A 23,770-nucleotide genomic window follows, 5' to 3' on the forward strand; every position below is an offset into this window, starting at 1 on the left:
CGCCGCCACGCCGCTCGTAGACTCGTCGCGTGACCGACATCCCCATCCGGGTTCGCCCTGAGATCGCCGCCCTCCCTTCGTACAAGCAGGGCAAGCAGGCCGGCGCCACCGCCTACAAGCTCTCCAGCAACGAGAACCCGTTCGATCCCCTGCCCGGCGTCGTCGACGCGGTGCGGGGTGCGGTCGCGTTCAACCGCTACCCCGATGCGCTCGCCGGCCGGCTCCGAGCCCGGCTCGCCGAGCGGTTCGGCGTGAGTGACGACCGCATCCACATCGCCGCGGGCTCCGTGTCGATCCTGTACCAGCTCGCTCAGGCCGCGGCATCCGTCGGCGACGAGATCGTCCTGCCGTGGCGCTCCTTCGAGGCGTACCCCGGCATCGTGACGGTCACGGGTGCGACCCCCGTCATGGTGCCGCTGAATGACGACGCCGCCGTCGACCTTCCCGCGCTCGCGGCGGCCGTCACCGACCGCACCCGCGCCGTTTTCGTCTGCACGCCCAATAACCCCACCGGTGCCGTCGTGACCCAGGCCGACTTCGACGCGTTCGTCGCGGCCGTCCCCTCGGATGTGCTGATCGTCCTCGACGAGGCGTACGTCGAGTTCGTGACGGATGCCGCAGCGGTCAAGGGCGAGCAGGTCATCGCCGCCGGGCATGACAACGTCGTGATCCTCCGCACCTTCTCGAAGGCCTACGGGCTCGCGGGTCTGCGCATCGGCTACGCCGTCGGGCACCCCCGCATCCTCGATGTCGCCCGCAGCGCCGGCATCCCCCTATCCGTCACGGCGCAGGCCGAAGCGGCGGCTCTCGCGAGCCTCGATGCCGAGGACGAGCTGCGTGAGCGGGTCGCCGTCGTCGCCGAGCGGCGCGACCGCTTGGTCACGCGGCTGCGCGAGATCGGCTGGGACGTCCCGACCGCGCAGGGCAACTTCGTCTGGTTGCCCGCGGGGGAGCGCTCGCTCGAGGTCGCAGCGGCGTTCGAAGCCGCCGATCTCGTCGTCCGGCCGTTCGCCGGCGACGGCGTCCGTGTGTCGGTGGGCGAGGACGAGTCGATCGATCGCGTGGTCGAGGTCGCGGCATCCGTCCGTCCCTGACCGGGCCCTGAGACGACGACGTCCCCGGAGCCCTGAATCGGGCATTCCGGGGACGCGTCGTTTTCTGTGTCGGGCGGTTCGGGCGACGTCTCGCGTCCCCGGAACCCGTCACGGCTCAGCGCGAGGACTTCTCCTTCTGCTTGCGCACGAACAGAGTCTCGGTCTGCTCGAGCTCCATGCCCTTCGTCTCGGGCACGCGCCAGGCGACGTACACGAACGACAGGGCCGCGAACAGCGCGTACATGCCATAGGTGAGCGGCAGCGACCAGCCCGACATCGCCGGGAACGACACCGTGATGAGGAAGTTCGCGATCCACTGTGCGGCGGCCGCGACACCGAGCGCCTTGCCACGGATTCGGCTGGGGAAGATCTCGCCGAGCAGCACCCAGACGAGCGGGCCCCACGACGCGCCGAAGCCGACGACGAACAGGTTCGCGGCGACGAGGGCGATCGGACCCCACGCGCCGGGCAGCGAGACCTCGCCGTCCACGGTCACCGCGAAGGCGAACGCCAGTGCCATCGTCGCGAGCGACAGGGTCATGAGCACCGAACCGGTCAGCAGGATCGGCTTGCGGCCGACGCGGTCGACCAGCCAGATGGCGATGAGCGTGACGACGACGTTCGTGATCGAGGTGATGACGCTGATCGTCAGCGAGTTGCTCTCGTCGAAGCCGACCGCCTTCCAGAGCGTCGTCGAGTAGTAGAAGATCACGTTGATGCCGACGAACTGCTGGAACGTCGACAGGATGATGCCGACCCAGACGATGCCCTGGAGCCCCAGGACCGGGCCACGCAGCGACGCGCTCTTGCTCTTGCGGTCCTGCTCGATCGCCGAGCGGATCTCGTTGACGGACTTGTCGAGGTCGGCCTGGGGGACCAAGCGCGAGAAGACCTCTCGGGCTTCGTCGTTGCGGCCCTTGGCGAGAAGGAAGCGCGGCGATTCCGGCATCGTGAAGGCGAGGATGCCGTACACGGCCGCCGGGATGACGCCGACGAGGAACATCCAGCGCCAGGCCTCGAGCCCGAGCCACAGCTGCTCCGCGGCGCCGCCGGCACTGTTGGCGAGGACGGCATCCGACAGGAGGGCGGCGAAGATGCCGAGGGTGATCGCGAGCTGCTGCAGCGACGCGAGGCTGCCGCGGATCTGCCGCGGCGCGATCTCGGCGATGTAGGCGGGGGCGACGACCGAGGCGATGCCGATGCCGATGCCGCCGATGACGCGCCACACGATGAGGTCGGGCACGCTGAAGGTCAGACCCGAGCCGATCGACGAGACGAGGAACATGACGGCGCCCAGCATCATCGTCTTGAGTCGACCCCAGCGGTCCGACAGGTTTCCGGCGATGATGGCGCCGACGGCACACCCGAGCAGGGCGACGGCGACGACGAATCCGGTCAACACCTTGTCGAGCTCGAAGTTGCCCTCGATCGCGTCGACGGCACCGTTGATGACGGACGAGTCGAAACCGAAGAGGAAGCCACCGACCGCCGCGGCTATCGACAGCCCGATCGCTCGTCGCCCGTAGGGGCTTTTGATCGAGAAGGCGTCTGCGGGAATCGTGCCGGTAGTGCTCATGAGGGACGAGGTTACCCCCGCTCCCACGAGCCGAGGGTGGACTTGCGCGAGCGCGAGAATCCGGTAATGGATGCCTGTCGGCCCGCGCGTTCTCGTCGTCCGGGTGCCGGATGGGGGTGTGTCACGATGCTCGCATGGGGATCCCGGTCACTGACGAGCTTCGCGCGTTGCGCGCCCGCGTCTACGGGCCGGCCGCCGACATCCATCTCGATCCCGCGGCCATGCGGCGCTTGGAGGAACTCGAGGAGGCAGGGCGGCGCTCGCCCGCGGTCGAGCTTCCGGTAGCGCCTCCCGCTGACGTGGCCGTCGCTGACGAGGATGCCGCCGCATCACCGAGCGCCGCGGATGTCGCTCCGCCTGCACCCGAGCTGCCCTTCTGGCGCCGTCCGCGCGTTCGGACCGCGACGTGGGCTGTGGGCCTGGTCGTCGCCGCGCTACTCGGTGCGGGCCTCACATACTCCGTGGTCGCGATCACACCGGTCTCGACGTCGTCGGGTGCCGAGCAGATCGCGACCCTCACGCCGAGTACGACACTGCGGATCCCGCCCGGCTACTTCGGGTGGGAGGATGGCGGATCTGCATTCGAGTACGCGGGGCTCACCATCCTCCAGACGTCGAACAGCTTCATCGCCGCTGGCGTCGGCGACGCGCCGTGCATTCAGGTTCTGGAGACCCGGCTGGTCCCCGATCCGCAGGAATTCGACGAAGCGGGTGGCTGGTCGTACGACGGCAACCTCTGGGGCGGCTGTTCTGTCGGTGCCTTCCCCGCGTCGGCGGCTGTGCCCCTCTCCGGCGAGGGCGCCCCCAAGGTGGACCTGCCCGACGGCCGCGCTCTCCAGTTCGTCCTCGAGGGGGATCGCGTCGGCGTCTTCCTCGACCGGGGCTGACCCCGGCGACGGGTCAGGACGACAGGCGGCGGTAGGCGTCGCCGAGCCAGCGGTCGTAGGCCGCCCAGGGCTCCCCGATCCGGCTGCGCACGTCGGCGATGTGCGACGCCAGGTCGCCGGTCAGCGAGAACCACTCGCCTCCCTCGCGGACGTCGGCGAACTCCACGTGCCGCTGATGCTCGACGTGGCGGTCGCCCGGTTCGAAGGCCAGCAGCTCTTCGTGCATGATCGCGGCGAGGCGGCGTCGCGGCGTCGCGGACGTCCCGATCTTCACCCGGTCGCGGAACCGCAGGTAGTAGACGACGTCCACGCGCGGTCGGGGAAGGTCCGCGTCGGGGGCGTCGCCCAATCGCCAGCCGCAACGATCGCAAAGCCAGGCGTCGTCGAGACGATCGCCGGTGACGCCTCCGCACACGCGGCACGGGCGGGGGAGGGATGCGGGCACGCGCCCATCCTCGCCGCGACCGCCGACACCCGTTCGTCCGGCGGGAGGGTCCCGGGTCGGAGTCGAGGGGGGAGATCGACTCGACGAACCGGGCCCCCGGATGCGTCACTGCGACGTGCAGAAACGCGATCCCGCGCGGACACCCGGGGCTGGGTTGTCGGCGACGATACGCGCACGCACGCCGGGGCGGAACCCTCTATGGACGAACCCGGCTGGAGAGGGGCGTCCCCCTGACCCCAGCCGGGTCGTGTCGCTGTAGCGTGGCCCGCACGCGGGAACGCCTGGAATCCCCCAGAAACCAGTCCGGGTGCGGGCTAACCAGCTCCCCAACTGTTGGTCTACAGCAGGACGAATATAGAACCTCGCGAGGAGCGATTTGTCCCCCTTTCGGGGGACAAGCCGGATGTGCTAAAAACTTCTCCCCACTCCCGCGAGGCAGCCAGGATGGAGGGATGTCCACCCTCATCGTCGTCGCACACCCCGATCCGGCCTCCCTCACCCACCACGTCGCGAAGCGTCTCGCGGCGACGCTCGCCACGGGCGACGTAGAGGTCGCCGATCTCGCCGCGGAGGGCTTCGACCCGCGATTCTCCCCCGCCGACCGGCACTCGTACGCCGTCGCGGGCGAGTACCCGGACGACGTGGCAGCCGAGATCGCGAGGATCGAGCGCGCGGACCACATCGTCCTCGTCTTCCCCGTGTTCTGGTGGTCGATGCCCGCCCTCCTGAAGGGCTGGATCGATCGCGTGTTCGTCAACGGCTGGGCATTCGGCGTCGGTGAGGGCGGCGGCGTCCGTCCCGGACTCGGACGTCTGACCGCGCACCTGGTTCCCCTCGCGGGGTCGGATGCGGCGCTCTACGAACGGCGCGGGTACGACGTCTCGTTCTCGACGCAGATCGCGACCGGCATCTTCGACTACTGCGGCGTCCGGCGCGGACTCACCGAGTTCCTGTACGAAGCGGATGCCGGTGTCGCGGCATCCGACATCGACACGGCTGTCGAGCGCATCACGGCTGCCATCCGCGGCTGAGAGCTCGCCGGCCTCACCGCGATCCTCATCGGAAGGCGTCGACGACCTCTGTGCGGCGCTGCGGAGCGGTCTGCGAGACGGTGTCGAATACGCGGGTCGCGCGCGTCGCCCCGAAGGCCGGCCAGCCCGGGTCGCCGGTGCGGATGAACGACACCCACGCGCCGTGCATCTCGTCGGCGAGGGACTGCGGGGCATCCTCTCCCGAGAGCGCCACCGCGTCGGGGCCGGTCAGCCGGCCGAACGCGAACGCGATCTCGACGGCGTGCGCGGCGCGCAGACCGCGGACGGGGCTCTGCCAGGCGAACTCGTACACGAAGGTGCGCTCGGGGCGGCCCTGCGCGAGCCGCGTCGCGGGCGCGCGCAGGATCTTGTCGCTCAGCGCCTGACCGAGCGCTTCGGCGCCGCGTGAGCCGTCGGCCCGGGCCGCGCGCATCGCACCTGCCGGGATCCGCCCGAACAGGGCGAGGGCGGCGACCTTGAGCGGGCCGAGCGCGGCGATCGCCGCCGGCGACAGCCAGAGGCGGTACTCGTCGGTGTTGGTGCCGAGGAGGATCGGGGCCGCGGCATCCGTCAGCGCCTTCTCGGGAGCGCCGGGCACCGACGCGGGGTCGAGGGCGAGGGCGAAGCCGCCGACGGGGATCGGCGACGACTTCCGCGTCAGCTCGAGTCGGGCGTCGACGAGCCGCTGCGGGCTGACGGCGGCGAACGCATCTCGGGTCGCGGGGATGCCGAGGTGCTTCGCGATCGCCCGGGTGACGCGGCCGGCGCGTTCGGGGGTCGACGCGTCGAGCGGCCCGGACTGGATGATCGCGCCGTGCGCGCGCTCGCCGATGCGGGGGATCGCCATGGCGGCAGCGACCAGTGCACCGCCGGCGGACTCGCCCATGAGGGTGACGCGCTCGGGGTCGCCGCCGAACGCGGCGATCTCGCGGAACACCCAGTCCACGGCCGCCCCGACATCGAGCAGCCCGAGGTTGCGGGGCACCCCGTCGAGCACCGAGAACCCCTCGCTCCCCAGGCGGTAGTTGAGCGAGACGAAGACGATCCCGTCGCGAGCGAACGTCGTACCGTCGTACCCCTCGAGCGCCGCCGTGCCGCGCTCGAGCGCGCCACCGTGCACCCACACCACGACGGGGGCGGCGTCCGCATCCGCGGGGGTCCAGACGTTGACGGTCAGGATGTCCTCGCCCGGGATCTCGACGCTGCTCAGCAGCGTCGCCGAATCGCCCTGGTACGGACTCTGAGGTGCGGTGGGCCCGAATCCGGTCGCCTCGCGCACGCTCTCCCACGCACGTGCCGGGACGGGGGCGGCGAACCGCCGGTCGCCGAAAGGCGGTTCCGCGTAGCGGATGCCGAGGAACCGGCGGACGCCGGCGCTCTCCGTCCCGGCGACGGTGCCCGTCGTGAGGGTGACGCGGGGTGAGGGGTGAGGCATCGGCATCCTTCCGAGACGGTGCGGCGGATGATGGCCGCGGCAGTCATCGTGGCATTCGGGGCTATGCGAACGCCATGCTCGGGTGACGGACGCCGACGGGCGCGGACCCCGAAGGATCCGCGCCCGGAGCGAGGATGCCGCGCCGCGGCATCCGCTCAGTCGTCGATCTCGGTGGCGATGACCTTCCCGCTGGCATCGAGGGTGACCTCGACGATCTGGCGCTCACCGGTGAGGATCGACACGTCGAACGGCGAGCGGTTGTCGTCGTCGGCGTCGATCTCGAGGACGCGGCCGGGCTGCTCGGCCAGTGCGGCGTCGACCATGGTCGCGAGGGTCTTCGCGTCGAGCACGTTCTTCGGGGCGCGGTCGTCCGCGTCAGCGGCCTCGGTCTCGCGGACGACGGCCTTCCCGTCGGCGCTCACGCGCACCTCGGTCTCGGCGCCGTCGGGTGCCGTCAGGGTGACGTCCCAGCTGCCGTCGCGGTCGGCGTCGATCGAGGTCGGAGCGCCGTCGGCCACGCCCTTCGCGGCGCTGACGGCCGCGCCGAGCTCGTCGGCGCCCGCCGCGCCGATGGATCCGGATGCCGCACCCGCCGCGTCGTCGTCCGCGCGGTCGTCGTCGGTGTCCGTCGTCGTCGCGGCGGGGACCCCGCTGGACGGGGCGTCGGACAGCCGGCTCGAGGCAACGCTGTCGAGACCGTCCTCGTCGCGGTCGTCGGCCACCGCGGAGCCGACGGCGACGCCGCCTCCGACGAGGAGGAGCGCGCCGAGCGTGGCGCCGCCCGCGATGAGGGCCGTGCGTCCGCGCCGCTTCGGGGCGGTGGGGGCCTCGGCGACGGTCGCGTACTGCTCGGTGGGGGCGGTGGTCTGGTCGGGGGTGGTGTTGTTCTCGCTCATGACCCCAGAGTGCCGAGTGGGCACTGAAGCGGACCTGAAGCGACCTGAAGCCGTCTTCAGGATGCCGGGGTGAGAGGATCGACGGATGTCCGAGAGCCTCTCCTCCGCCGCCTTCCCCCTCGACCGCGACGCCGCGGACCGGATGTGGGCCGACTACCGTGCGGCGCACCCTGCCGCCGCTGCGGCCGGAGCCGAGTACACCGTCGAGCACTTCGGCGACAGCCCGCGCCTGGCCGACCAGCTGCTCGACGCCGTCCTGAACGGTCCCAAGCGGGCGACCTCCGAGCTGGTCGCGGAGTTCTTCGAGCACGGCGACCAGCTGCCGCGGATCGGCTCGCACTGGATCGCGTGCGACGGCACGGGCGCCCCGCGGATCATCATCCGCAGCACGGAGCTGCGCGTCGGGTCCTTCGCGAGCGCGGACGCGGCGTTCGCCTTCGACGAGGGTGAGGACGACCGGTCGTTCGAGAGCTGGGAGCGCGAGCACCGCCGCTACTTCGCGCGGGTCGCCGCCGCGCGCGGCGCGGAGTGGTCGGAGGACGACGAGATCGTCTTCGAGCGCTTCGCCGTGGTCTGGCCGCCCGAGCACGCCGACTGAGTCTCCGCGGGCCGGCTCAGCCGACGGCGGGAATCAGCCTGCCGCCGGCAACCGAACGGTGAAGCGCGCGCCGCCCCAGGGCGACTCGCCCACCGTGACGCTGCCGCCGGAGGCCCGCACCACGCCCGCGACGATCGCGAGGCCGAGGCCACTGCCCCCGGCATCCCGCGCCCGTCCCTCGTCGAGACGCACGAAACGTTCGAACACGCGCTCGCGCTCTGACGCGGGGATCCCGCTGCCGTCGTCGTCCACGGTCAGCACCGCGTCCGCTCCGTCGCGCGCGACTCCGACGGCGACGCGGGATGCCGCGTGCCGGGCCGCGTTGTCGGCCAGGTTGCGGGCGATGCGGCCGAGCAGGCGTTCGTCGCCCGCGACCTGCACCGCCGTGATCGCGGAGCTGTCGACCGTGACCCCGGCGGCACGCAGGCGCGACACCTCGGCGAGGGCGAGGTCGTCGAGGTCGACGACTCCTCGCCGCTGCGGGGCCTGTTCGTCGAGGCGGGTCAGCACGAGGAGGCCGTCGACGAGGTCCTGCATCCGCACACCCTCGGCGGCCACCACTTCGGCGAGGTCGTCGAGCGTCGTCGCATCGGGATGGGCGCGGGCGAGTTCGGCGTGCTGTCGCATGGTCGCGAGCGGGGAGCGCAGCTCGTGCGAGGCATCCGACACGAACCGGCGCTGCGCAGTCGCGGATGCGTCGAGCCGGTCGAGCATGCGGTTCATCGTGACGGCCAGCGCGGCGATCTCGTCGCCCGACGAGGGCTCGGGCACGCGACGGTCGAGTCGGTCGGCGGTGATGTCCTCGACCTCGCGACGGATCCGGCCCACGGGACGGAGCGCCCGCCCGACGACCCACCAGGTGACGGCGGCGACCACGAGCACGACGAGCAGAGTGGATGCCGCGAGCAGCCAGCCCGCCGTGGCGAGCGTGGCCTCGTCGCCGTCGACCGGAGTCGCAAGCACGACCCGCATGTCGTCGTCGGTCTCCTCCACGACGATGAGGACCGGGTCGCCGTCGTACGTCACGACCTCGCCGTCGCGATCCGCGGGCAGGGTGCCGTCCTCCGCGTCCTCGGATGCCGCGATCACGCGACCTGCCTCGTCGATCACCTGCACGATGTCGTCATCGAGGTCGGGGATGCCGGCGGTGCCCGTGTCGTCGATGCGGGTGGTCAGCTCGGAGGCGCGCGTCTCGGCCGCTCGGGTGGTCGCGTCCCGCACCTCCGAACCCAGCACCGCGCTAAACCCGATCGACGCGAGAATCATGACTACCGCGACGATGACGGTCGCGGCGGCGGTGATGCGCGCTCGCAGCGTGCGGAGCACCGGCATCCGTCCGCTCGCGGACACCTGGTCAGCCACCGTCGGCCGCCAGTCGGTAGCCGGCGCCGCGCACCGTCTCGATCGCGGTCCGGTCGAACGGCCGGTCGAGCTTGCGGCGCAGGTGCCCGACGTACACCTCGACGATGTTCGGGTCGCCGTCGAAGTCGTCGTCCCAGACGCCGGCGATGAGGTCGCGCTTGGAGACGACCTGTCCCTTGTGGCGGATGAGGTGCAGCAGCACGGCGAACTCGCGAGAGGTCAGTTCGATCGCGCTGTCGCCGCGGTGGACGCGTCGCGCGGCCGGATCGACGTGCAGGTCGCCGGCCTCGAGGGCGACGGGGCGCTCGACGCCGCCGCGGCGGATGAGGGCGCGGAGTCGCGCGACCAGCACGGGGTAGGAGAACGGCTTCGTGACGTAGTCATCGGCGCCGGCATCGAGGGCGTCGACCTGGTCCCACTCGCCGTCCTTGGCGGTCAGCATGAGGACGGGGGTCCAGTTCTCCTCGGCTCGCAGCGCCTCGCAGACCTTCCATCCGCTCATCCCCGGCATCATGAGGTCGAGCACGATCGCGTCGTACCGCGTCTCGCGGGCGCGCCACAGTCCGTCGACGCCGTTGTGCGCGACGTCGACGGCGAAGCCCTCGGCCTCGAGCCCGCGCCGTACGCCGTCGGCCAGGCGCACCTCGTCGTCGACCACCAGAACACGCATGCGCCCAGTGTGGCGTGCGCACGCTGAAGCGGGGCTGAAGCGGATGCCGGGGCGGGGCCGCCTTGTCCTGAACGCACGGCGAATCGCGGCATCCGTTGTCGACCTCATGCAGAACCGGTCATGCGCGGGGGGTTAGCGTGGGAGGGTGACCCCCTCGTTCGAGGCTCCGGCCGAAGCATCCGACGTCGTCCGCGTCCTCGCCGCCGACGGTTCGTACGCCCCCAGTGAGGCGGCCGAGCGCTACCTCCCGCTCATCGACGCGCTGACCGACGCCGAGCTCGAGACGTTCTACCGCGACATGGTCGTGGTGCGCGCCTTCGACCGGCAGGCGACCAACCTGCAGCGGCAGGGACAGCTCGCCCTGTGGCCCCCGTCCCTCGGACAGGAGGCCGCCCAGGTCGGTTCGGTGCGTGCCGCCCGCGCGCACGACCACGTGTTCCCCTCGTACCGCGAGCACGTCGTCGTGACGACCCGCGGCGTCGACCCGATCGACATCATCCGCCTGATGCGCGGTCTCACGCACGGCGGCTGGAATCCTGCCGAGCACCAGAACACGCACATCTACACGCTCGTCCTCGGCGCGCAGACCCTGCACGCGACGGGTCTCGGCATGGGCCTCGTCTTCGACGGTCGCACCGGCACCGGCGACCCCGAGAAGGACGAGGCGGTCATCGTCTACTACGGCGACGGCGCCTCGAGCCAGGGCGACGTCCACGAGGCCATGGTGTTCGCGGCCAGCTACCAGACGCCGCAGGTCTTCTTCCTGCAGAACAATCACTGGGCGATCTCGGTGCCCGTCTCGACCCAGTCGCGCGTGCCTCTCGCTCGCCGCGGCGAGGGCTACGGCATCCCGTCGGTGAGGGTCGACGGCAACGACGTCCTCGCCAGCTACGCCGTCAGCAAGCTCGCCCTCGACGAGGCGCGCGCCGGTGGCGGTCCCCGCGCGATCGAGGCGCTCACCTACCGGATGGGCGCGCACACGACGAGCGACGACCCGACCAAGTACCGCACGAGCGACGAAGAGCAGTCCTGGGCCGAGCGCGACCCGATCGCGCGCATGCGGGCCTTCCTGCAGAACCGCGGCACACCGGCATCCTTCTTCGACGAGGTGGATGCCGCCGCCGCCGCCTACGCCGACGACGTGCGCGTGCGCACCAACGCCCTCGGCGACATCCCGACGGGCATCATGTTCGACCACGTCTACGGCGACGCCCACCCGCTCGTGCAGGAGCAGCAGCGCTGGCTCGGCGAGTACGAGGCATCCCTCGAGGAGGGGAACGCGTGAGCGACATCCAGACCCTGCCCTTCGCGAAGGCGCTCAACGCGGGCCTTCGCGCGGCGATGAACGCCGACGACCACGTCCTGCTGATGGGCGAGGACATCGGTCCGCTCGGCGGCGTGTTCCGCGTGACCGAAGGCCTGCACGCCGAGTTCGGCCCGCAGCGGGTGCTCGACACCCCCTTGGCGGAATCGGGCATCGTCGGCACCGCGATCGGGCTGACGATGGCCGGGTTCCGTCCCGTCATCGAGATCCAGTTCGACGGCTTCGTCTTCCCCGCGTTCGACCAGATCACGACGCAGCTCGCGAAGCTCACGAACCGCCACGAAGGGAACGCGAACTTCCCCGTCGTCATCCGCATCCCCTACGGCGGGCACATCGGCGCCGTCGAGCACCACCAGGAGAGCCCCGAGGCGTACTTCGCGCACACCCCGGGTCTGCGGGTCGTCTCGCCGTCGACGCCGAACGACGCGTACTGGATGATCCAGGACGCGATCGCCTCGCCCGACCCGGTCATCTTCCTCGAGCCCAAGGCGAAGTACTGGATGAAGGGCGAGGTCGACGTCGCCGAACGCGCCCTGCCGCTCCATGCCTCGCGCGTCGTCCGCAAGGGCACCGATGTGACCCTCGTCGGTCACGGCGCCATGGTCACGACTCTCCTGCAGGCGGCCGCGCTCGCCGAGGGTGAGGGCACATCGTGCGAGGTCATCGACGTCCGCTCGCTCGCGCCGATCGATTACGAGCCGATCCTCGAGTCCGTCCGCCGCACCGGGCGCATGATCTACGCCCAGGAGGCCCCCGGCAACGTGTCGGTGGGCTCCGAGGTCGCGGCGACCGTCATGGAGAGGGCGTTCTACGCCCTCGAGGCGCCGGTCCTGCGGGTCTCGGGCTTCGACGTGCCGTTCCCGCCCGCGAAGCTCGAGGGCCAGTACCTCCCCGACGCCGACCGCATCCTCGAGGCCGTCGACCGCGCCCTCGCCTACTGACCCCCGACGATGCCCCCCTACCCGCGACCCCCGCACGTCCGCGAGACTGCACGTGTGCGCCGAGACTGCGGCGTGAGCCCGCTGTCTCGGCGCGCGGCTGCAGTCTCGCGGGGATGGAGATGACATGAGCACGCAGACCTTCCACCTGCCGGACGTCGGCGAAGGCCTCACCGAGGCCGAGATCGTGCAGTGGCGTGTGGCGCCCGGCGACAGCGTCGACGTCAACGACGTCCTCGTCGAGATCGAGACGGCGAAGTCGCTCGTCGAGCTGCCGTCGCCGTTCAGCGGCACGGTCGGCGACATCCTCGCCACCGAGGGCACGACCGTCGAGGTCGGCGCGGCGATCATCACGATCGCCGGTGGCGAGGGGCAGCCGGATGCCGACATCGGCCGCTCCGAGCACGGTGAGAAGCCCGCCGAGGAGCCCGGTGGATCGGTGCTCGTCGGCTACGGCACCGGCGGCGAGGTCAAGTCGCGTCGCCGCAAGCCGGCCGAGAAGCCCGTTACCCGCGCCGTGGGCGTCGTCGCGAAGCCCCCGATCCGCAAGCTCGCGCGCGACCTCGGCGTCGACCTGGCCGACGTGTCGCCGAGTGGCACCGCCGGCGAGGTCACCCGCGAGGACGTCGTCCGCCACGCTGAGCAGGCCTCGGTGTTCCGCAACATCGCGACCCCGGAGCTGCCCGAGGAGCGCGAGCTCTCGATCCCCGTCGCGGCACCGGCGGCATCCGCCCCCGCTCCTGCAGCACCCCAGGCTGATGCCCGCGAAGAGGCCATCACGGTGAAGGGCGTGCGCAAGGCGACCGCCAATGCGATGACCTCGAGTGCGTACACCGCGCCGCACGTGTCGGTCTGGACCGACGTCGACGCGACCCGAACGATGGAGCTCGTCAAGCGGCTCAAGGCCTCGCCCGACTTCGCCGACGTGAAGATCTCGCCGCTGCTGATCTTCTCGCGCGCAGTCATCTGGGCCCTCCGCCGCACGCCGATGATCAACGCCGCATGGGTCGAGACCGAGAACGGCGCCGAGATCCGCGTGCGTCACTACGTGAACCTCGGCATCGCGGCGGCGACCCCCCGCGGTCTGCTCGTCCCGAACATCAAGGACGCGCAGGACCTCAACATGCGCGGCCTCGCGCGGGCCCTCGAGAAGCTGACCACCACGGCGCGCGACGGCAAGACGACGCCCGCCGACCAGCAGGGCGGGACGTTCACGATCACGAACATCGGCGTCTTCGGGATGGATGCCGGGACCCCGATCATCAATCCGGGCGAGTCCGGCATCATCGCCATGGGCACGATCCGGCAGAAGCCGTGGGTCGTCGACGGCGAGGTGCGTCCCCGTTTCGTGACGACGGTGTCGGGATCGTTCGATCACCGCGTCATCGACGGCGACGGCATCAGCCGCTTCATCGCCGACGTCGCCTCGGTGCTCGAGGAGCCGGCACTCCTACTCGACTGAGGCCGGCGACGCCGACCTCAGGCCCGGCCGGCGACCGCTTTGTCCGTGAACCAGTCGCCGAGGGCATCGGTCGACCGACGCGTCGACTGCTCGTCGACGGGCTGCTGCAGGGCGGTGACGGCGTCCCCTGAGCCGTCGCCGGGGACGGTCGGTTCGTAGCCCATCGACCAGGTCGCGTACTTGCGTTCCGGGACCTGCTCGTCGAGCAGGACGCGGACGTCGGTGTGGCGCGGGTCGCGGCCGATGCGCTCCAGGAGGGCGCGGACCGCGGCATCCGGTCCTTCGAGGATCTGGATGAAGTCGGGCTCGCTGTAGACGAGCATGCCCGTGATGCCGTCGCGGGAGTTGTTCGCGCGGCTCTCGGTGAGCAGGTCGACCAGGCTCGCGTGATCGAAGGATGCCGTGGCGCGGCTCGCGTACGCGATGAAGGTCAGCTGCTCGGTCATGTGCGAATCCCCCGGGTGATGGTGCGCCGGAGGGTGCGGGTGCCGCCCGGTCCGACGACAGTAACACCGGGTGGCGGGCGATTCCGTCGGCCGGGCACGGACCGATGCGTCCGCTGAGCGTTACACGCTGAGTTTGAGAACCGTTATCAACAGGACGTACACTCGATCCATGACCTCTCGTATGCCCGCGCTCGCCGCCCTCGCGGCCGGATCCGTCCTCGTCCTCGCCGGATGCGCCACGGCGACCCCGGCCGGTTCGTCCGGCGGCGACGCCTCCCCCCTCAAGGTCGTCGCGTCGACCAACGTCTACGGCTCCCTCGCCGAGGCCATCGGCGGCAAGGACGTCGAGGTCACGTCGATCATCCACTCGATGTCACAGGACCCCCACTCCTACGAGGCATCCGCCCGCGATCAGCTGACCATCTCGGACGCCGACCTCATCCTCGAGAACGGCGCCGGCTACGACAGCTTCCTCGACTCGCTCGTCGAGGCGAGCGGCACGAAGGCTCCGGTCCTGACCGCCGTCGAGTACTCGCACGCGTACGAGGACGCCGACCCGCATCACGCCGACGACCACGGCCACGGGCACATCGAGGGCTTCAACGAGCACGTCTGGTACGACCCGCACACGATGGAGGAGTACATCACCGCCATCGCGAAGGAACTGGGCACGCTGGATGCCGCCAAGGCCGACACCTTCACGAAGAACGCCGACACCCTCATCGAGGGCATCAGCGGTCTCGAGACCTCGCTCGACGGTCTCAAGGCGAAGTACGACGGCGAGAAGGTCTTCGTCACGGAACCCGTGCCGCTCTACCTGACCGCTGCCGCGGGCCTCGAGAACGCGACCCCGGAGGCGTTCAGCGAAGCCGTCGAAGAGGGTCAGGACGTCCCGCCGGCGACGCTGCTCGAGGCCACGAAGATCCTGGAGTCGGGCGAGGTCCGTACGGTCGTCGTCAACGCGCAGACCGGTGGTGCCGAGACCAGCGAGATCGAGAAGCTCGCGAAGACGAACGACATCCCGGTGCTGAAAGTCACCGAGGTGATGCCCGAAGGGCTGACTTACGTGACGTGGATGCAGAAGAACATCGACGAGCTGGCGGGTACGCTGACCCGGTGACCCGGCACGCATCATCCCCTCTCGAGATCCGGGGTGCCGCGCTCCGGCGCGGCGGACGCGAGCTCTGGAGCGGACTCGACCTCACGGTCGAGCCGGGTGAGTTGATCGCCGTCCTCGGCCCCAGCGGCTCGGGCAAGACCACCCTTCTGCGCGCCATCCTCGGACTCGAGGACCTCAGCGAGGGCACGGTCGAGGTCGACGGCAAGCGGGTCGCCCGCGCGGGGAACCGCGGCATCGGCTACCTGCCGCAGACCCGGCCGCTCCCGCGCGACACCGCACTCCGCGGCCGCGACCTCGTCGCCCTGGGCGTCAACGGGCACCGCTTCGGGCCCCCGATACCGCGGCGCAGAGACCGCGAGCGGGTCGACGAGCTGATCGCCGCGATCGGCGCCACCGACTTCGCCGATCGACCCGTCGGCATCCTGTCGGGTGGTGAGCAGCAGCGCCTGCGCGTCGGTCAGGCCCTCGCCGACGACCCCCGTCTGCTCCTCTGCGACGAGCCGCTGACCAGTCTCGACCTCGCGAATCAGCAGGCCGTCGTCGGTCTCATCGACCGGCACCGCCGCAGCGGTGCCGCAGTCCTGCTCGTCACCCACGACATCAACCCGCTGCTCGGCAAGGTCGACCGCATCCTCTACATCGCGAACGGGCGGTTCACCCTCGGCGCACCGAAGGACGTCCTCACCTCCGAGGTCCTCACCGACCTCTACGGCGCTCCCGTGTTCGTGCTCGAAGCGGGCGACCGTCTGGTCGTCGTCGGCGCTCCCGACGCCGAGGCATCCCACCACCATCACGAGGACCACGCATGAACTGGGACGACATCGCGAACGCCATGTTCGGCGGCGTACCCGTGTACGGGCAGATCCTCGCGCTCGTGCAGAACTCGGTGTGGGCGGGTGCCATCCTCGGCCTCGTCGGCGGGCTCATCGGCGTCTTCGTCCTGCAGCGCGACATGGCGTTCGCCGTGCACGGCATCAGCGAGCTCTCGTTCGCCGGTGCGGCGGCAGCGCTCCTGATCGGTGCGGACGTCGTCACGGGGTCGATCGTCGGGTCGATGGTCGCCGCGGCGTTGATCGGCTGGCTCGGCTCGCGCGCCCGCGACCGTAACTCGATCATCGGCGTGCTCATGCCGTTCGGTCTCGGCCTCGGCATCCTCTTCCTCGCGCTCTACAACGGGCGGAGCGCCAACCGGTTCAGCCTCCTGACGGGGCAGATCGTGTCGGTGCAGTCCGACCAGCTGACCTGGCTGATCGCGATCTCCGCCGTCGTGCTGGTGGCGCTTCTGCTGATCTGGCGACCGCTGCGATTCGATTCGCTCGACCCGCAGTCCGCGGCGGCGCGCGGCGTGCCGACGGGGCTGATCTCGCTCGCGTTCATGCTGCTGCTGGGACTCGCGGTCGCGGTGGCCGTCCACATCATCGGCGCGCTGCTCGTCCTCGCGCTGCTCGTGACGCCGGCCGCCGCCGCGGCGCGCATCGCGCACGGCCCCGTCGCGGTCCCGCTGCTCGCGGCCCTGTTCGGCGTCGTCTCGGCGGTCGGCGGCATCCTGCTCGCCGTCGCCGGAACCCTGCCCGTGAGCCCGTACATCACGACGATCTCGTTCGTCATCTACCTCGTCTGCCGTGTCGTCGGCGACCGGCGGGGCCGGGTGGAGCGCACGGATGCCGCGCACCGCACCCAGCCCGTCGCTAGCGTCCGCGCGTAGAATCCGCCCCATGGCCCAGCGCAACACCTGGCAGCGAGAGCGCGTGCGCTCCGCGCTGTCCGACGCTCCCGGGTTCGTGAGCGCCCAGGATCTGCACGCCGCCCTTCGCGACGAGAACACCGGCATCGGTCTCGCGACCGTCTACCGGGCGCTCGCGACCCTCGCCGCGAGCGGTGAGGCGGATCAGCTCCAGTCGCCCGAGGGTGAGGCGATCTACCGCGCCTGCGCCAGCACCGGCCACCACCATCACCTCATCTGCCGGGTGTGCGGCAAGGCCGTCGAGATCCAGGCCGACGAGGTCGAGACCTGGGCGAAGCGGACGGCGGCGGCGAACGGGTTCACCGATGCCGAGCACGTCGTCGACATCTTCGGCACGTGCGCCGAGTGCTCCGCGAGGATCGCGCAGGGCGACGACCGGCCTGAGGCCCGTGCGGACTGAGGTCCGCCCCGCGGCATCCCGAGCATCGTCGACTCCCTCACCGGGGTCGGCTGCGCGTGGCGCGCTCTGGCTGGGGCTCGGGCTCCTCGCCGTCCTCGCGCTCATCGGCGTCGCGCTGTGGAGCCCGTCGCCCGAACTCCCCACGCGAGCCCAGGACGGTCTGACCCTCGCCCTCAGCGTGCTCATCGAGTCGCTGCCGTTCGTCATGCTCGGCGTGATCCTGTCGATCGTCGTGCAGGTGTGGGTGCCGCCGGGGGTCATCGAACGGTGGATGCCGCGGAACGCGTGGGGTCGCCGCGCTGTCCTGTCGCTCCTCGGCATGCTGATCCCGGTGTGCGAGTGCGGCAACGTCCCGTTCGCCCGCGGCCTCATGATGCGCGGGTTCTCGGTCGCCGAGACGCTGACGTTCCTGGTGGCGGCGCCCATCGTCAACCCGATCGTCATCATCACGACGCACCAGGCCTTCGGCTTCGACGACGGCATCCTCGTCGCCCGTCTGCTCGGCGGCTACCTGATCGCCAACGTCATCGGATGGCTGTACAGCCGGCATCCCGATCAGGACGCCCTCATCACCGACCGCTTCCGTGACGCGTGTCTGGCCGAGCAGGGCGTGAGCGGCGACCGTGCCCGCCGCAGCCTCGCCCAGTTCGTCGTCGAGCTGCGCGCGGTCATGCCGGCCCTCATCATCGGATCCGCCGTCGCCGGCGCCGTCCAGGTCATCGTCCCGCGCAACGTGCTGCTGTCGATCGGGTCGAACCCGGCCCTGTCGATCGCCGCGATGATCATGCTCGCGATGATCGTGTCGATCTGCTCGAACGTCGACGCGTTCTTCGCGCTGTCGTTCGCCTCGACGTTCACTCCGGGTGCGATCGTCGCGTTCCTGCTCGTCGGCCCCCTCGTCGACGTGAAGATGCTCGCGCTCCTGCGCACCACCTTCCGGACGCGGGTGCTCGGCGTCCTCGTGGCGACGGTAGTCCTCGCAGCGGCGGCGATCGGAGGGATGGTGAACCTCCTTGCGTGACACTGTGTGGTTCCGGATGCTGGGCGTCGGTGCCGTGGCATCCATCGCCGCTCTGACGATCGCCCTCGCGGTGACCGGCCGGCTCGGTCTGTACATCAACCCCGAGTCGTCGTGGTTCGCCGTGTCGATGGCGGTGCTCGCGCTGGTCGGCTCGGTCCTGAGCTTCCTGCTGCCGCTCGGCGCGGCCGAGGACCACGGGCACGACCACGGTGATGCTCCCGCGGCGGATGCCGACCACGACCACGACCACCACGATCACGCGCCGCGGACGAGCCGGCAGCTCGTCGGAACAGCGGCGACGGTCGCGGGCGGCGTGCTCGCCCTCGGGGTCGCCACGACGATGCTCGTCGTCCCGCCGGCGACGCTGTCGGCGGAGCTCGCGGCCTCGCGCAACACGGGAGCCCCGCCGCTGTTCCAGGGGTCCGACACGGTGGCGCTGGCGATCACCGGGGACACCGCCTCGTTCGGCATCGGCGACTGGGCGAGCGTGTTCGCGACGGCGACCGACCCCGAGGTGTTCGACGGCACCGAGATCTCGCTCACCGGGTTCGCCGCCCCCGTCGAGGGCGGCTTCGACCTGACGCGGCTCATCATCACGCACTGCGTCATCGACGCGCAGCCGGCGAGCCTGCCGGTCACGGCCGACGACATCCCGGACGACGGCCAGTGGGTGACCGTCACGGGCACCATCCGCGACGTGAACGGGCAGCTGCAGGTGGCGGCGGCATCGGTGAAGCCGATCGCCGAGCCCAAGGATCCGTATGAGTTCTGACAGCCGCCGCTCCCATCGCCAGCGGCGGCGGGCGCGCGGGTTCTCGGTGCGCGTCCTCGCGGTCGTCGCGGTGCTCGGCGTGGTGGCGCTCGCCGGCGGCCTGGTGACCACCCTGCAGGGTCCCCGCGTCACCTCGGTGCAGTCCGACGCCGCGGCCGCGGTCAGCTCGGCCGGCTCGCGCCTCATCTTCGAGACGACGCAGTCGCTGCAGAAGGTGGATGCCTCGCAGGTCACCGTGACCCCCGCGGCGCCGTTCACCGTCGACACGTCGGGGCGGAGCGTCGGCATCCGTTTCACCGACCCGCTCTGGGACGAGACGACGTACACGATCCGCATCGACCGGCTCGCGGGCCTGGGCGGCGGGCCGACCTCGACGGTCGAGGAGTCGTTCTCGACGCCGAAGCTGCACTCCTACGTCCTGCAGCGCGGCGAGGGTGGCGACAAGATCTACCGCGTCGGCCTCGACGGCGACAACGCACCCGTCTTCGAGGACGAGCACATCGAGGACTTCCGGGCCACCGCCGCCCGCCTCGTCGTCTCGACCGTGAAGGACGGCGTCTCGCACCTCGTCGTCACCCGCACCGACGGCACGCACCGGCAGGAGCTGACCCTGCCGGGCAAGGGCGTCGTCACGAACCTGCAGAGCGCAGAGCGGGGCAACACGATCGGCTACACCTTCACGGATGCCGACATCTCGGCATCCGGCGGCCGTGAGAGCCTGCTCTTCACCGGATCGACGGCCGATCCCGCGGCGAAGCCGACCGAGATAAAGGTCACCGGTGCGGACCCCCGCGTCGAGGACTGGCGCTTCGTGCCGGGCACCGACACCATCCTCATGCTCACCTTCGACGGCGCCCTCAGTCTCGTCTCGTCGACGGGCGCCGCGCCCGTGGAGCTCGGAAACGCGACCGGCATCGACGACATCTCGGGCACGACGGCCTACATCGAACGGCTCGAGGGCCCCGTCGTCGTCGACCTCGCCTCGGCGAAGGAGAAGCCCCTGCCCCCGACACCCGCCGACCTCGGCCAGACCGGGTCGGTCCTCGCGATGTCCGACGGCTCGACGCTTCGCGCGCTCACCCCGTTCGACGGGCTCAACCCACTGGGGACGAACATCCTGCGAGTGGATGCCGCCGGCAAGACGAGCGTCGTCGCGAAGGTCGACATCGCCGACGGTCTGCTGCAGACCTGCGTCTCGCCGAGCGGGCGATACGTGGCCCTCGTCATCGCCCCCGACGTGGTCGACAACCCGTACGACGGGTACACGCTGCCTCTCCCGAAGAAGCTCGAGACCCGGATCTTCAGCTTCGACGGGAAGCAGATCACGACGCTCGAGGGGTTCGACGTCGCGTGGTGCCGCAAGGCTCCGTCGCAATGACTTCGCTGGTTCCCGCGACGCGCGAGGCGCTCGAAGGGCTCCCGGCCGAGGTTGCCCCCGCGTTGCTCGGTGGCGAGCTGCGGGTGCAGACGTCGATCGGTTCGGTGGCGCTCCGCATCACCGAGGTCGAGGCGTACCACGGGCGGGGTACCGGCCCGCAGGTCGACCCCGGCTCGCACGCCCGCATGGGGCCGACCGCCCGCAACGCGACGATGTGGGGCGAGCCGGGCCATCTGTACGTCTACTTGAGCCACGGCATCCACTCGTGCGTCAACGTCGTGAGCGGTCCCGAAGGCGTCGCCGGCGGGATCCTGCTGCGCGCCGGAGAGGTCGTCGACGGAGCGGATGCCGCGCACGCCCGCCGTCCCGCGGCGCGCGTCGCGCGCGACCTGGCCCGCGGGCCGGGCCGCCTCGGCGATGCGGTGGGGCTCCGGCATCCGATCCACGACGGGATCGACGCGGTCACGGGGGAGGAGCGGGCCGGCGCGAGCGCGCGGCTGTTCATGCTCGCCGAGCCGCTGGCCGAGATCGCGACGGGACCCCGGGTCGGTGTCGCGGGGATCGCCGGGACGGATGCGTTCCCGTGGCGCTTCTGGATTCCGGGCGACCCGACCGTGTCGGCGTTCCGCTGGGGCCGCGGCGCGCGCGAGGCGGCGGGCTGATTCGGCGCCCGGGAACACCCGCCGGCCTCGGCGCGTTTCCGTGAGGGTGGGATGCCGCCTCCCACCCGACCCCGTGAGGTGACCCGTGACCGACACCACCGCCGCAGACCGCCTCGAGGCGGCGCTCGCGTCGCTCGACCCGTCGGCGCGTGTGCAGGCCGCGATGACGGCCGGCACCCACCCGCGCTCGGAGTACATCCCGGTGCTCGTGGCGCAGTGCCGCATCGAGCCGCAGTTCCTCGTGCGCGAGATGCTGACCTGGGCGTTGACCCGGCACGACGCCGATGAGGTCATCGACCGGCTCCTCGTCGAACTGGGCTCGCGCGGTGCGCAGATCCGCGCGCAGGCGCTGCACACCATGTCGAAGATCGACGGGCCGCGCGTGTGGCCGGCGATCACCTCCGACCTCCTGAAGGATGCCGACGACGCGGTCGCACGCGTGGCCTGGCGCACGGCGGCCCGGCACGTGCCGGCAGCCGAGGCATCCGCTCTCGCGACGACCCTGGCGACGCAGTTCGCCCGCGGCGAGGACGACACTCGGCGGAGCCTCAGCGAGGCGTTCGCGACGCTCGGTGAGCCCGCCCGCCCGCAGGTCGACTGGGCCCTCGCGACCGGCGGCCCGTACACGCGCGCCCATGCGGCCGTGACGGCTCGACTCATGGACGACCCGGAGCAGACGTACGACGAGGCAGTGGCCGCGGCATCCGCCTGAGTCAAGGCGACACGCCCGGCCGTGCTAGACTGACTCTTCGTCTGCGCGCACTCCAGCACGCAGTTCGCATCCCACCCTCAGAAGACGGCCTACAGCCGTGTCCGGGAGCGGGGTGCAGACAAGGGATCTTGGGTGGCACCGTCCGGTGTCACGGTACTAAGGAGAATCACTATGGCAGCAGTGTGCCAGGTGACTGGAGCTGTTCCCGGCTTCGGTCACAACATCTCGCACTCGCACCGCCGGACGAAGCGCCGCTTCGACCCGAACGTGCAGAAGAAGACCTATTTCGTTCCTTCGCTTGGTCGCAAGATCACGCTGAACGTCTCGGCTAAGGGCATCAAGGTCATCGACGCCCGCGGCATCGAGTCGGTCGTGAAGGACCTCCTCGCGAAGGGTGTGAAGCTCTAATGGCGAAGAAGGCTCAGGACGTTCGTCCGATCATCAAGCTGCGTTCGACCGCCGGCACGGGGTACACCTACGTGACGCGCAAGAACCGCCGCAACAACCCCGACCGCATCGTGCTCAAGAAGTACGACCCGGTGATCCGCAAGCACGTCGAATTCCGAGAGGAGCGCTGATCGCATGGCGAAGAAGAGCAAGATCGCGCGCAACAACCAGCGCGAGGTCATCGTCGCCCGCTACGCCGAGAAGCGTGCCGAGCTGAAGAAGACCCTCGTGGACCCGAACGCGACCGACGAGGCCCGCGAGGCCGCCCGCGTCGGCCTGCAGAAGCTTCCCCGCAACGCGTCGCCGGTCCGCCTGCGCAACCGCGACGCCATCGACGGACGCCCCCGTGGCCACCTGTCGAAGTTCGGCATCTCGCGTGTCCGCTTCCGCGAGATGGCGCACCGTGGCGAGCTGCCCGGCGTGACCAAGTCGAGCTGGTAAGCACCACTTCCGCACGAAGCCCCCGTCTCCGGACGGGGGCTTCGTCGTTTCCGGGGGCTCAGTCGGCCCGACGTTCGATGAGGATCGTGTCGCGCCAGGTGCCGGCCCACGGGCCGTGAGTCATGTACGCGATGCGTTCGCGGCGACCGACCTGGCGGAAACCGGCCCGCTCGTGCAGCGTCAAGCTGGCGATGTTCTCGGGGAAGATGCTCGCTTGGACCATCCAGATGCCGGCGGCGGCGGCATCCGTCACGAAAGCCTCGAGGAGACCTCTGCCGATGCCCCGGCCCTGGGCGCTATCGGCGACGTAGACGGAATGCTCCACGACCCCTCGGTAGACCTCGCGCGTCGAGACGGGGGAACCGGCGATCCAGCCGAGCACCATGCCGGTGGGGTCGGCAACGACGAGTCTGCCGACCTGGAGCTTTGCTCGGTCGAACTCCTCCCACGACGGGGGTGCGCTCTCGAAGGTCGCGTTCCCCGCTGCGATGCCTTCGCGGTAGATCGACTCCACCTGGGGCCAGTCGTGCGCGGTCAGGGCCCGGATGGTGGCGTCGGTCATGGGCGGAGGGTCTGGGATGCCGCGTCGAGCGCGTCGGTGACGACGCGGTAGTACGCCCATCGGCCCCGCTGCTCGCGCGTCGCGAGTCCCGCGTCGACGAGCTGCTTCATGTGATGGGAGACGGTCGGCTGAGACAGTCCGACGGGCTCGGTGAGATCGCAGATGCACGCCTCGCCGTCGGCGGAGGCGGCGATCAGGGAGAGCAGACGCACACGGGTGGGGTCGCCCAGCGCTTTGAAGACCCGCGCGGTTCGCTCCGCATCCTCTACCGAGATCACACTGCCCGTGACCGTCCCGCAGCACACTGCACCTTCGGACGGGGCGAGAAGCGGGAGGTGTGCAGGCAT

28 protein-coding genes are annotated in these 23,770 nt (G+C 70.8%); 19 read left to right on the plus strand and 9 right to left on the minus strand.

Translation table 11 applies throughout. The annotated features are described in order from the left end of the window. Positions 1–29 precede the first annotated feature (29 nt). Positions 30–1,094 carry a histidinol-phosphate transaminase gene (locus BLR68_RS06340; protein WP_018187681.1) on the plus strand — a complete coding sequence of 355 codons (1,065 nt, stop codon included), beginning with the start codon at positions 30–32 and terminating at the stop codon, positions 1,092–1,094. A 115-nt stretch (positions 1,095–1,209) separates the two neighbouring features. Here BLR68_RS06340 and BLR68_RS06345 read toward each other — a convergent pair whose 3' ends face one another. Continuing rightward, positions 1,210–2,670 carry a sugar porter family MFS transporter gene (locus BLR68_RS06345; RefSeq protein WP_018187680.1) on the minus strand — a complete coding sequence of 487 codons (1,461 nt, stop codon included), beginning with the start codon at positions 2,668–2,670 and terminating at the stop codon, positions 1,210–1,212. A gap of 134 nt (positions 2,671–2,804) precedes the next feature. Between BLR68_RS06345 and BLR68_RS06350 the strand changes: the two genes are divergently transcribed. Beyond that, the gene (locus tag BLR68_RS06350) at positions 2,805–3,557 is read left to right on the plus strand and encodes a hypothetical protein (RefSeq protein WP_018187679.1); all 753 of its coding nucleotides are present in this window, start codon (positions 2,805–2,807) and stop codon (positions 3,555–3,557) included. Positions 3,558–3,570: 13 nt separating this feature from the next. On the opposite strand, the gene BLR68_RS06355 is transcribed toward BLR68_RS06350, so the two are convergent. Continuing rightward, on the minus strand, positions 3,571–4,002 hold the full coding sequence (locus BLR68_RS06355) for a hypothetical protein (RefSeq protein WP_040570579.1): 432 nt from the start codon (positions 4,000–4,002) through the stop codon (positions 3,571–3,573). Between the two features lie 452 nt (positions 4,003–4,454). Here BLR68_RS06355 and BLR68_RS06360 point away from each other — a divergent pair, with 452 nt between their 5' ends. Beyond that, positions 4,455–5,033 (plus strand): NAD(P)H-dependent oxidoreductase, encoded by a 579-nt coding sequence (locus BLR68_RS06360; protein ID WP_018187677.1) that lies wholly within the window; start codon positions 4,455–4,457, stop codon positions 5,031–5,033. Between the two features lie 25 nt (positions 5,034–5,058). Here the strand turns inward: BLR68_RS06360 and BLR68_RS06365 are convergent, their stop codons facing one another. Beyond that, entirely contained in the window at positions 5,059–6,468 is a 1,410-nt protein-coding gene (locus BLR68_RS06365; RefSeq protein ID WP_018187676.1) for a carboxylesterase/lipase family protein, read from the minus strand. Positions 6,469–6,623: 155 nt separating this feature from the next. Continuing rightward, positions 6,624–7,364: a PepSY domain-containing protein gene (locus BLR68_RS06370; protein ID WP_018187675.1), complete on the minus strand. Its 741-nt coding sequence runs from the start codon at positions 7,362–7,364 to the stop codon at positions 6,624–6,626. Positions 7,365–7,449: 85 nt separating this feature from the next. Here BLR68_RS06370 and BLR68_RS06375 point away from each other — a divergent pair, with 85 nt between their 5' ends. Further along, positions 7,450–7,962 (plus strand): ASCH domain-containing protein, encoded by a 513-nt coding sequence (locus BLR68_RS06375; RefSeq protein WP_018187674.1) that lies wholly within the window; start codon positions 7,450–7,452, stop codon positions 7,960–7,962. 33 nt (positions 7,963–7,995) lie between these two features. On the opposite strand, the gene BLR68_RS06380 is transcribed toward BLR68_RS06375, so the two are convergent. Both BLR68_RS06380 and BLR68_RS06385 read right to left on the minus strand, forming a co-directional pair. Further along, complete coding sequence (locus tag BLR68_RS06380) at positions 7,996–9,324, minus strand: sensor histidine kinase (RefSeq protein ID WP_256335331.1); 1,329 nt, start codon at positions 9,322–9,324, stop codon at positions 7,996–7,998. Beyond that, positions 9,317–9,994, minus strand: coding sequence for a response regulator transcription factor (locus BLR68_RS06385; protein WP_018187672.1), 678 nt, complete (start codon positions 9,992–9,994; stop codon positions 9,317–9,319). Before BLR68_RS06385 ends, BLR68_RS06380 begins: the two co-directional genes overlap by 8 nt. A gap of 145 nt (positions 9,995–10,139) precedes the next feature. On the opposite strand from BLR68_RS06385, the gene BLR68_RS06390 reads away from it, so the two are divergent. From BLR68_RS06390 to BLR68_RS06400, 3 genes are all read left to right on the plus strand, one after another. Then, positions 10,140–11,279 (plus strand): thiamine pyrophosphate-dependent dehydrogenase E1 component subunit alpha, encoded by a 1,140-nt coding sequence (locus tag BLR68_RS06390; RefSeq protein WP_018187671.1) that lies wholly within the window; start codon positions 10,140–10,142, stop codon positions 11,277–11,279. A 56-nt stretch (positions 11,280–11,335) separates the two neighbouring features. Further along, complete coding sequence (locus BLR68_RS06395; protein ID WP_051082842.1) at positions 11,336–12,259, plus strand: alpha-ketoacid dehydrogenase subunit beta; 924 nt, start codon at positions 11,336–11,338, stop codon at positions 12,257–12,259. 124 nt (positions 12,260–12,383) lie between these two features. Further along, entirely contained in the window at positions 12,384–13,718 is a 1,335-nt protein-coding gene (locus BLR68_RS06400) for a dihydrolipoamide acetyltransferase family protein (protein ID WP_018187669.1), read from the plus strand. A 17-nt stretch (positions 13,719–13,735) separates the two neighbouring features. Here BLR68_RS06400 and BLR68_RS06405 read toward each other — a convergent pair whose 3' ends face one another. Further along, positions 13,736–14,164: a BLUF domain-containing protein gene (locus tag BLR68_RS06405; RefSeq protein WP_018187668.1), complete on the minus strand. Its 429-nt coding sequence runs from the start codon at positions 14,162–14,164 to the stop codon at positions 13,736–13,738. A gap of 181 nt (positions 14,165–14,345) precedes the next feature. Between BLR68_RS06405 and BLR68_RS06410 the strand changes: the two genes are divergently transcribed. The 12 genes from BLR68_RS06410 (at position 14,346) to rpsN (ending at position 22,861) form a co-directional block, all read left to right on the plus strand. Further along, complete coding sequence (locus BLR68_RS06410) at positions 14,346–15,284, plus strand: metal ABC transporter solute-binding protein, Zn/Mn family (RefSeq protein ID WP_018187667.1); 939 nt, start codon at positions 14,346–14,348, stop codon at positions 15,282–15,284. Next, positions 15,281–16,093 carry a metal ABC transporter ATP-binding protein gene (locus BLR68_RS06415; RefSeq protein WP_018187666.1) on the plus strand — a complete coding sequence of 271 codons (813 nt, stop codon included), beginning with the start codon at positions 15,281–15,283 and terminating at the stop codon, positions 16,091–16,093. Before BLR68_RS06410 ends, BLR68_RS06415 begins: the two co-directional genes overlap by 4 nt. Further along, a complete protein-coding gene (locus BLR68_RS06420) occupies positions 16,090–16,989 on the plus strand; it encodes a metal ABC transporter permease (RefSeq protein WP_018187665.1) in 900 nt (299 codons plus the stop codon). Before BLR68_RS06415 ends, BLR68_RS06420 begins: the two co-directional genes overlap by 4 nt. A gap of 10 nt (positions 16,990–16,999) precedes the next feature. Then, positions 17,000–17,428 carry a Fur family transcriptional regulator gene (locus BLR68_RS06425; RefSeq protein WP_018187664.1) on the plus strand — a complete coding sequence of 143 codons (429 nt, stop codon included), beginning with the start codon at positions 17,000–17,002 and terminating at the stop codon, positions 17,426–17,428. Further along, the gene (locus tag BLR68_RS06430; protein ID WP_018187663.1) at positions 17,418–18,449 is read left to right on the plus strand and encodes a permease; all 1,032 of its coding nucleotides are present in this window, start codon (positions 17,418–17,420) and stop codon (positions 18,447–18,449) included. The genes BLR68_RS06425 and BLR68_RS06430 overlap by 11 nt, the downstream gene beginning before the upstream one ends. Positions 18,450–18,453: 4 nt before the next feature. Beyond that, on the plus strand, positions 18,454–19,221 hold the full coding sequence (locus tag BLR68_RS06435; RefSeq protein WP_018187662.1) for a TIGR03943 family putative permease subunit: 768 nt from the start codon (positions 18,454–18,456) through the stop codon (positions 19,219–19,221). Continuing rightward, the gene (locus BLR68_RS06440) at positions 19,211–20,599 is read left to right on the plus strand and encodes a hypothetical protein (RefSeq protein ID WP_026302934.1); all 1,389 of its coding nucleotides are present in this window, start codon (positions 19,211–19,213) and stop codon (positions 20,597–20,599) included. Before BLR68_RS06435 ends, BLR68_RS06440 begins: the two co-directional genes overlap by 11 nt. Continuing rightward, complete coding sequence (locus BLR68_RS06445; RefSeq protein ID WP_018187660.1) at positions 20,596–21,261, plus strand: DNA-3-methyladenine glycosylase; 666 nt, start codon at positions 20,596–20,598, stop codon at positions 21,259–21,261. The genes BLR68_RS06440 and BLR68_RS06445 overlap by 4 nt, the downstream gene beginning before the upstream one ends. Positions 21,262–21,346: 85 nt before the next feature. Further along, positions 21,347–21,973, plus strand: a complete 627-nt coding sequence (locus BLR68_RS06450) for a HEAT repeat domain-containing protein (RefSeq protein WP_018187659.1) — start codon at positions 21,347–21,349, stop codon at positions 21,971–21,973. Positions 21,974–22,144: 171 nt separating this feature from the next. Then, complete coding sequence (rpmB, locus tag BLR68_RS06455; protein WP_018187658.1) at positions 22,145–22,381, plus strand: 50S ribosomal protein L28; 237 nt, start codon at positions 22,145–22,147, stop codon at positions 22,379–22,381. Beyond that, a complete protein-coding gene (rpmG, locus tag BLR68_RS06460; protein ID WP_005051772.1) occupies positions 22,381–22,551 on the plus strand; it encodes a 50S ribosomal protein L33 in 171 nt (56 codons plus the stop codon). The genes rpmB and rpmG overlap by 1 nt, the downstream gene beginning before the upstream one ends. 4 nt (positions 22,552–22,555) lie before the next feature. Continuing rightward, the gene (gene rpsN / locus BLR68_RS06465; protein WP_018187657.1) at positions 22,556–22,861 is read left to right on the plus strand and encodes a 30S ribosomal protein S14; all 306 of its coding nucleotides are present in this window, start codon (positions 22,556–22,558) and stop codon (positions 22,859–22,861) included. Between the two features lie 58 nt (positions 22,862–22,919). Here the strand turns inward: rpsN and BLR68_RS06470 are convergent, their stop codons facing one another. After that, positions 22,920–23,423: a GNAT family N-acetyltransferase gene (locus tag BLR68_RS06470; protein ID WP_018187656.1), complete on the minus strand. Its 504-nt coding sequence runs from the start codon at positions 23,421–23,423 to the stop codon at positions 22,920–22,922. Beyond that, the gene (locus BLR68_RS06475) at positions 23,420–23,770 is read right to left on the minus strand and encodes an ArsR/SmtB family transcription factor (RefSeq protein ID WP_026302933.1); all 351 of its coding nucleotides are present in this window, start codon (positions 23,768–23,770) and stop codon (positions 23,420–23,422) included. Before BLR68_RS06475 ends, BLR68_RS06470 begins: the two co-directional genes overlap by 4 nt.

The organism is Microbacterium sp. 77mftsu3.1 (assembly GCF_900100525.1).
GTDB classification, from domain to species: domain Bacteria; phylum Actinomycetota; class Actinomycetes; order Actinomycetales; family Microbacteriaceae; genus Microbacterium; species Microbacterium aquilitoris.

What these genes read in the sequence shown, in the direction of transcription:
- BLR68_RS06360 (WP_018187677.1), top strand. Translation starts at nt 4,455, where the DNA reads ATGTCCACCCTCATCGTCGTCGCACACCCCGATCCGGCCTCCCTCACC.
- BLR68_RS06350 (WP_018187679.1), top strand. Translation starts at nt 2,805, where the DNA reads ATGGGGATCCCGGTCACTGACGAGCTTCGCGCGTTGCGCGCCCGCGTC.
- BLR68_RS06445 (WP_018187660.1), top strand. Translation starts at nt 20,596, where the DNA reads ATGACTTCGCTGGTTCCCGCGACGCGCGAGGCGCTCGAAGGGCTCCCG.
- BLR68_RS06345 (WP_018187680.1), bottom strand. Translation starts at nt 2,670, where the DNA reads ATGAGCACTACCGGCACGATTCCCGCAGACGCCTTCTCGATCAAAAGC.
- BLR68_RS06475 (WP_026302933.1), bottom strand. Translation starts at nt 23,770, where the DNA reads ATGCCTGCACACCTCCCGCTTCTCGCCCCGTCCGAAGGTGCAGTGTGC.
- BLR68_RS06385 (WP_018187672.1), bottom strand. Translation starts at nt 9,994, where the DNA reads ATGCGTGTTCTGGTGGTCGACGACGAGGTGCGCCTGGCCGACGGCGTA.
- BLR68_RS06410 (WP_018187667.1), top strand. Translation starts at nt 14,346, where the DNA reads ATGCCCGCGCTCGCCGCCCTCGCGGCCGGATCCGTCCTCGTCCTCGCC.
- rpmG (WP_005051772.1), top strand. Translation starts at nt 22,381, where the DNA reads ATGGCGAAGAAGGCTCAGGACGTTCGTCCGATCATCAAGCTGCGTTCG.
- rpmB (WP_018187658.1), top strand. Translation starts at nt 22,145, where the DNA reads ATGGCAGCAGTGTGCCAGGTGACTGGAGCTGTTCCCGGCTTCGGTCAC.
- BLR68_RS06400 (WP_018187669.1), top strand. Translation starts at nt 12,384, where the DNA reads ATGAGCACGCAGACCTTCCACCTGCCGGACGTCGGCGAAGGCCTCACC.
- BLR68_RS06470 (WP_018187656.1), bottom strand. Translation starts at nt 23,423, where the DNA reads ATGACCGACGCCACCATCCGGGCCCTGACCGCGCACGACTGGCCCCAG.
- BLR68_RS06425 (WP_018187664.1), top strand. Translation starts at nt 17,000, where the DNA reads ATGGCCCAGCGCAACACCTGGCAGCGAGAGCGCGTGCGCTCCGCGCTG.
- BLR68_RS06405 (WP_018187668.1), bottom strand. Translation starts at nt 14,164, where the DNA reads ATGACCGAGCAGCTGACCTTCATCGCGTACGCGAGCCGCGCCACGGCA.
- BLR68_RS06440 (WP_026302934.1), top strand. Translation starts at nt 19,211, where the DNA reads ATGAGTTCTGACAGCCGCCGCTCCCATCGCCAGCGGCGGCGGGCGCGC.
- BLR68_RS06370 (WP_018187675.1), bottom strand. Translation starts at nt 7,364, where the DNA reads ATGAGCGAGAACAACACCACCCCCGACCAGACCACCGCCCCCACCGAG.
- rpsN (WP_018187657.1), top strand. Translation starts at nt 22,556, where the DNA reads ATGGCGAAGAAGAGCAAGATCGCGCGCAACAACCAGCGCGAGGTCATC.
- BLR68_RS06395 (WP_051082842.1), top strand. Translation starts at nt 11,336, where the DNA reads ATGAACGCCGACGACCACGTCCTGCTGATGGGCGAGGACATCGGTCCG.
- BLR68_RS06365 (WP_018187676.1), bottom strand. Translation starts at nt 6,468, where the DNA reads ATGCCTCACCCCTCACCCCGCGTCACCCTCACGACGGGCACCGTCGCC.
- BLR68_RS06375 (WP_018187674.1), top strand. Translation starts at nt 7,450, where the DNA reads ATGTCCGAGAGCCTCTCCTCCGCCGCCTTCCCCCTCGACCGCGACGCC.
- BLR68_RS06420 (WP_018187665.1), top strand. Translation starts at nt 16,090, where the DNA reads ATGAACTGGGACGACATCGCGAACGCCATGTTCGGCGGCGTACCCGTG.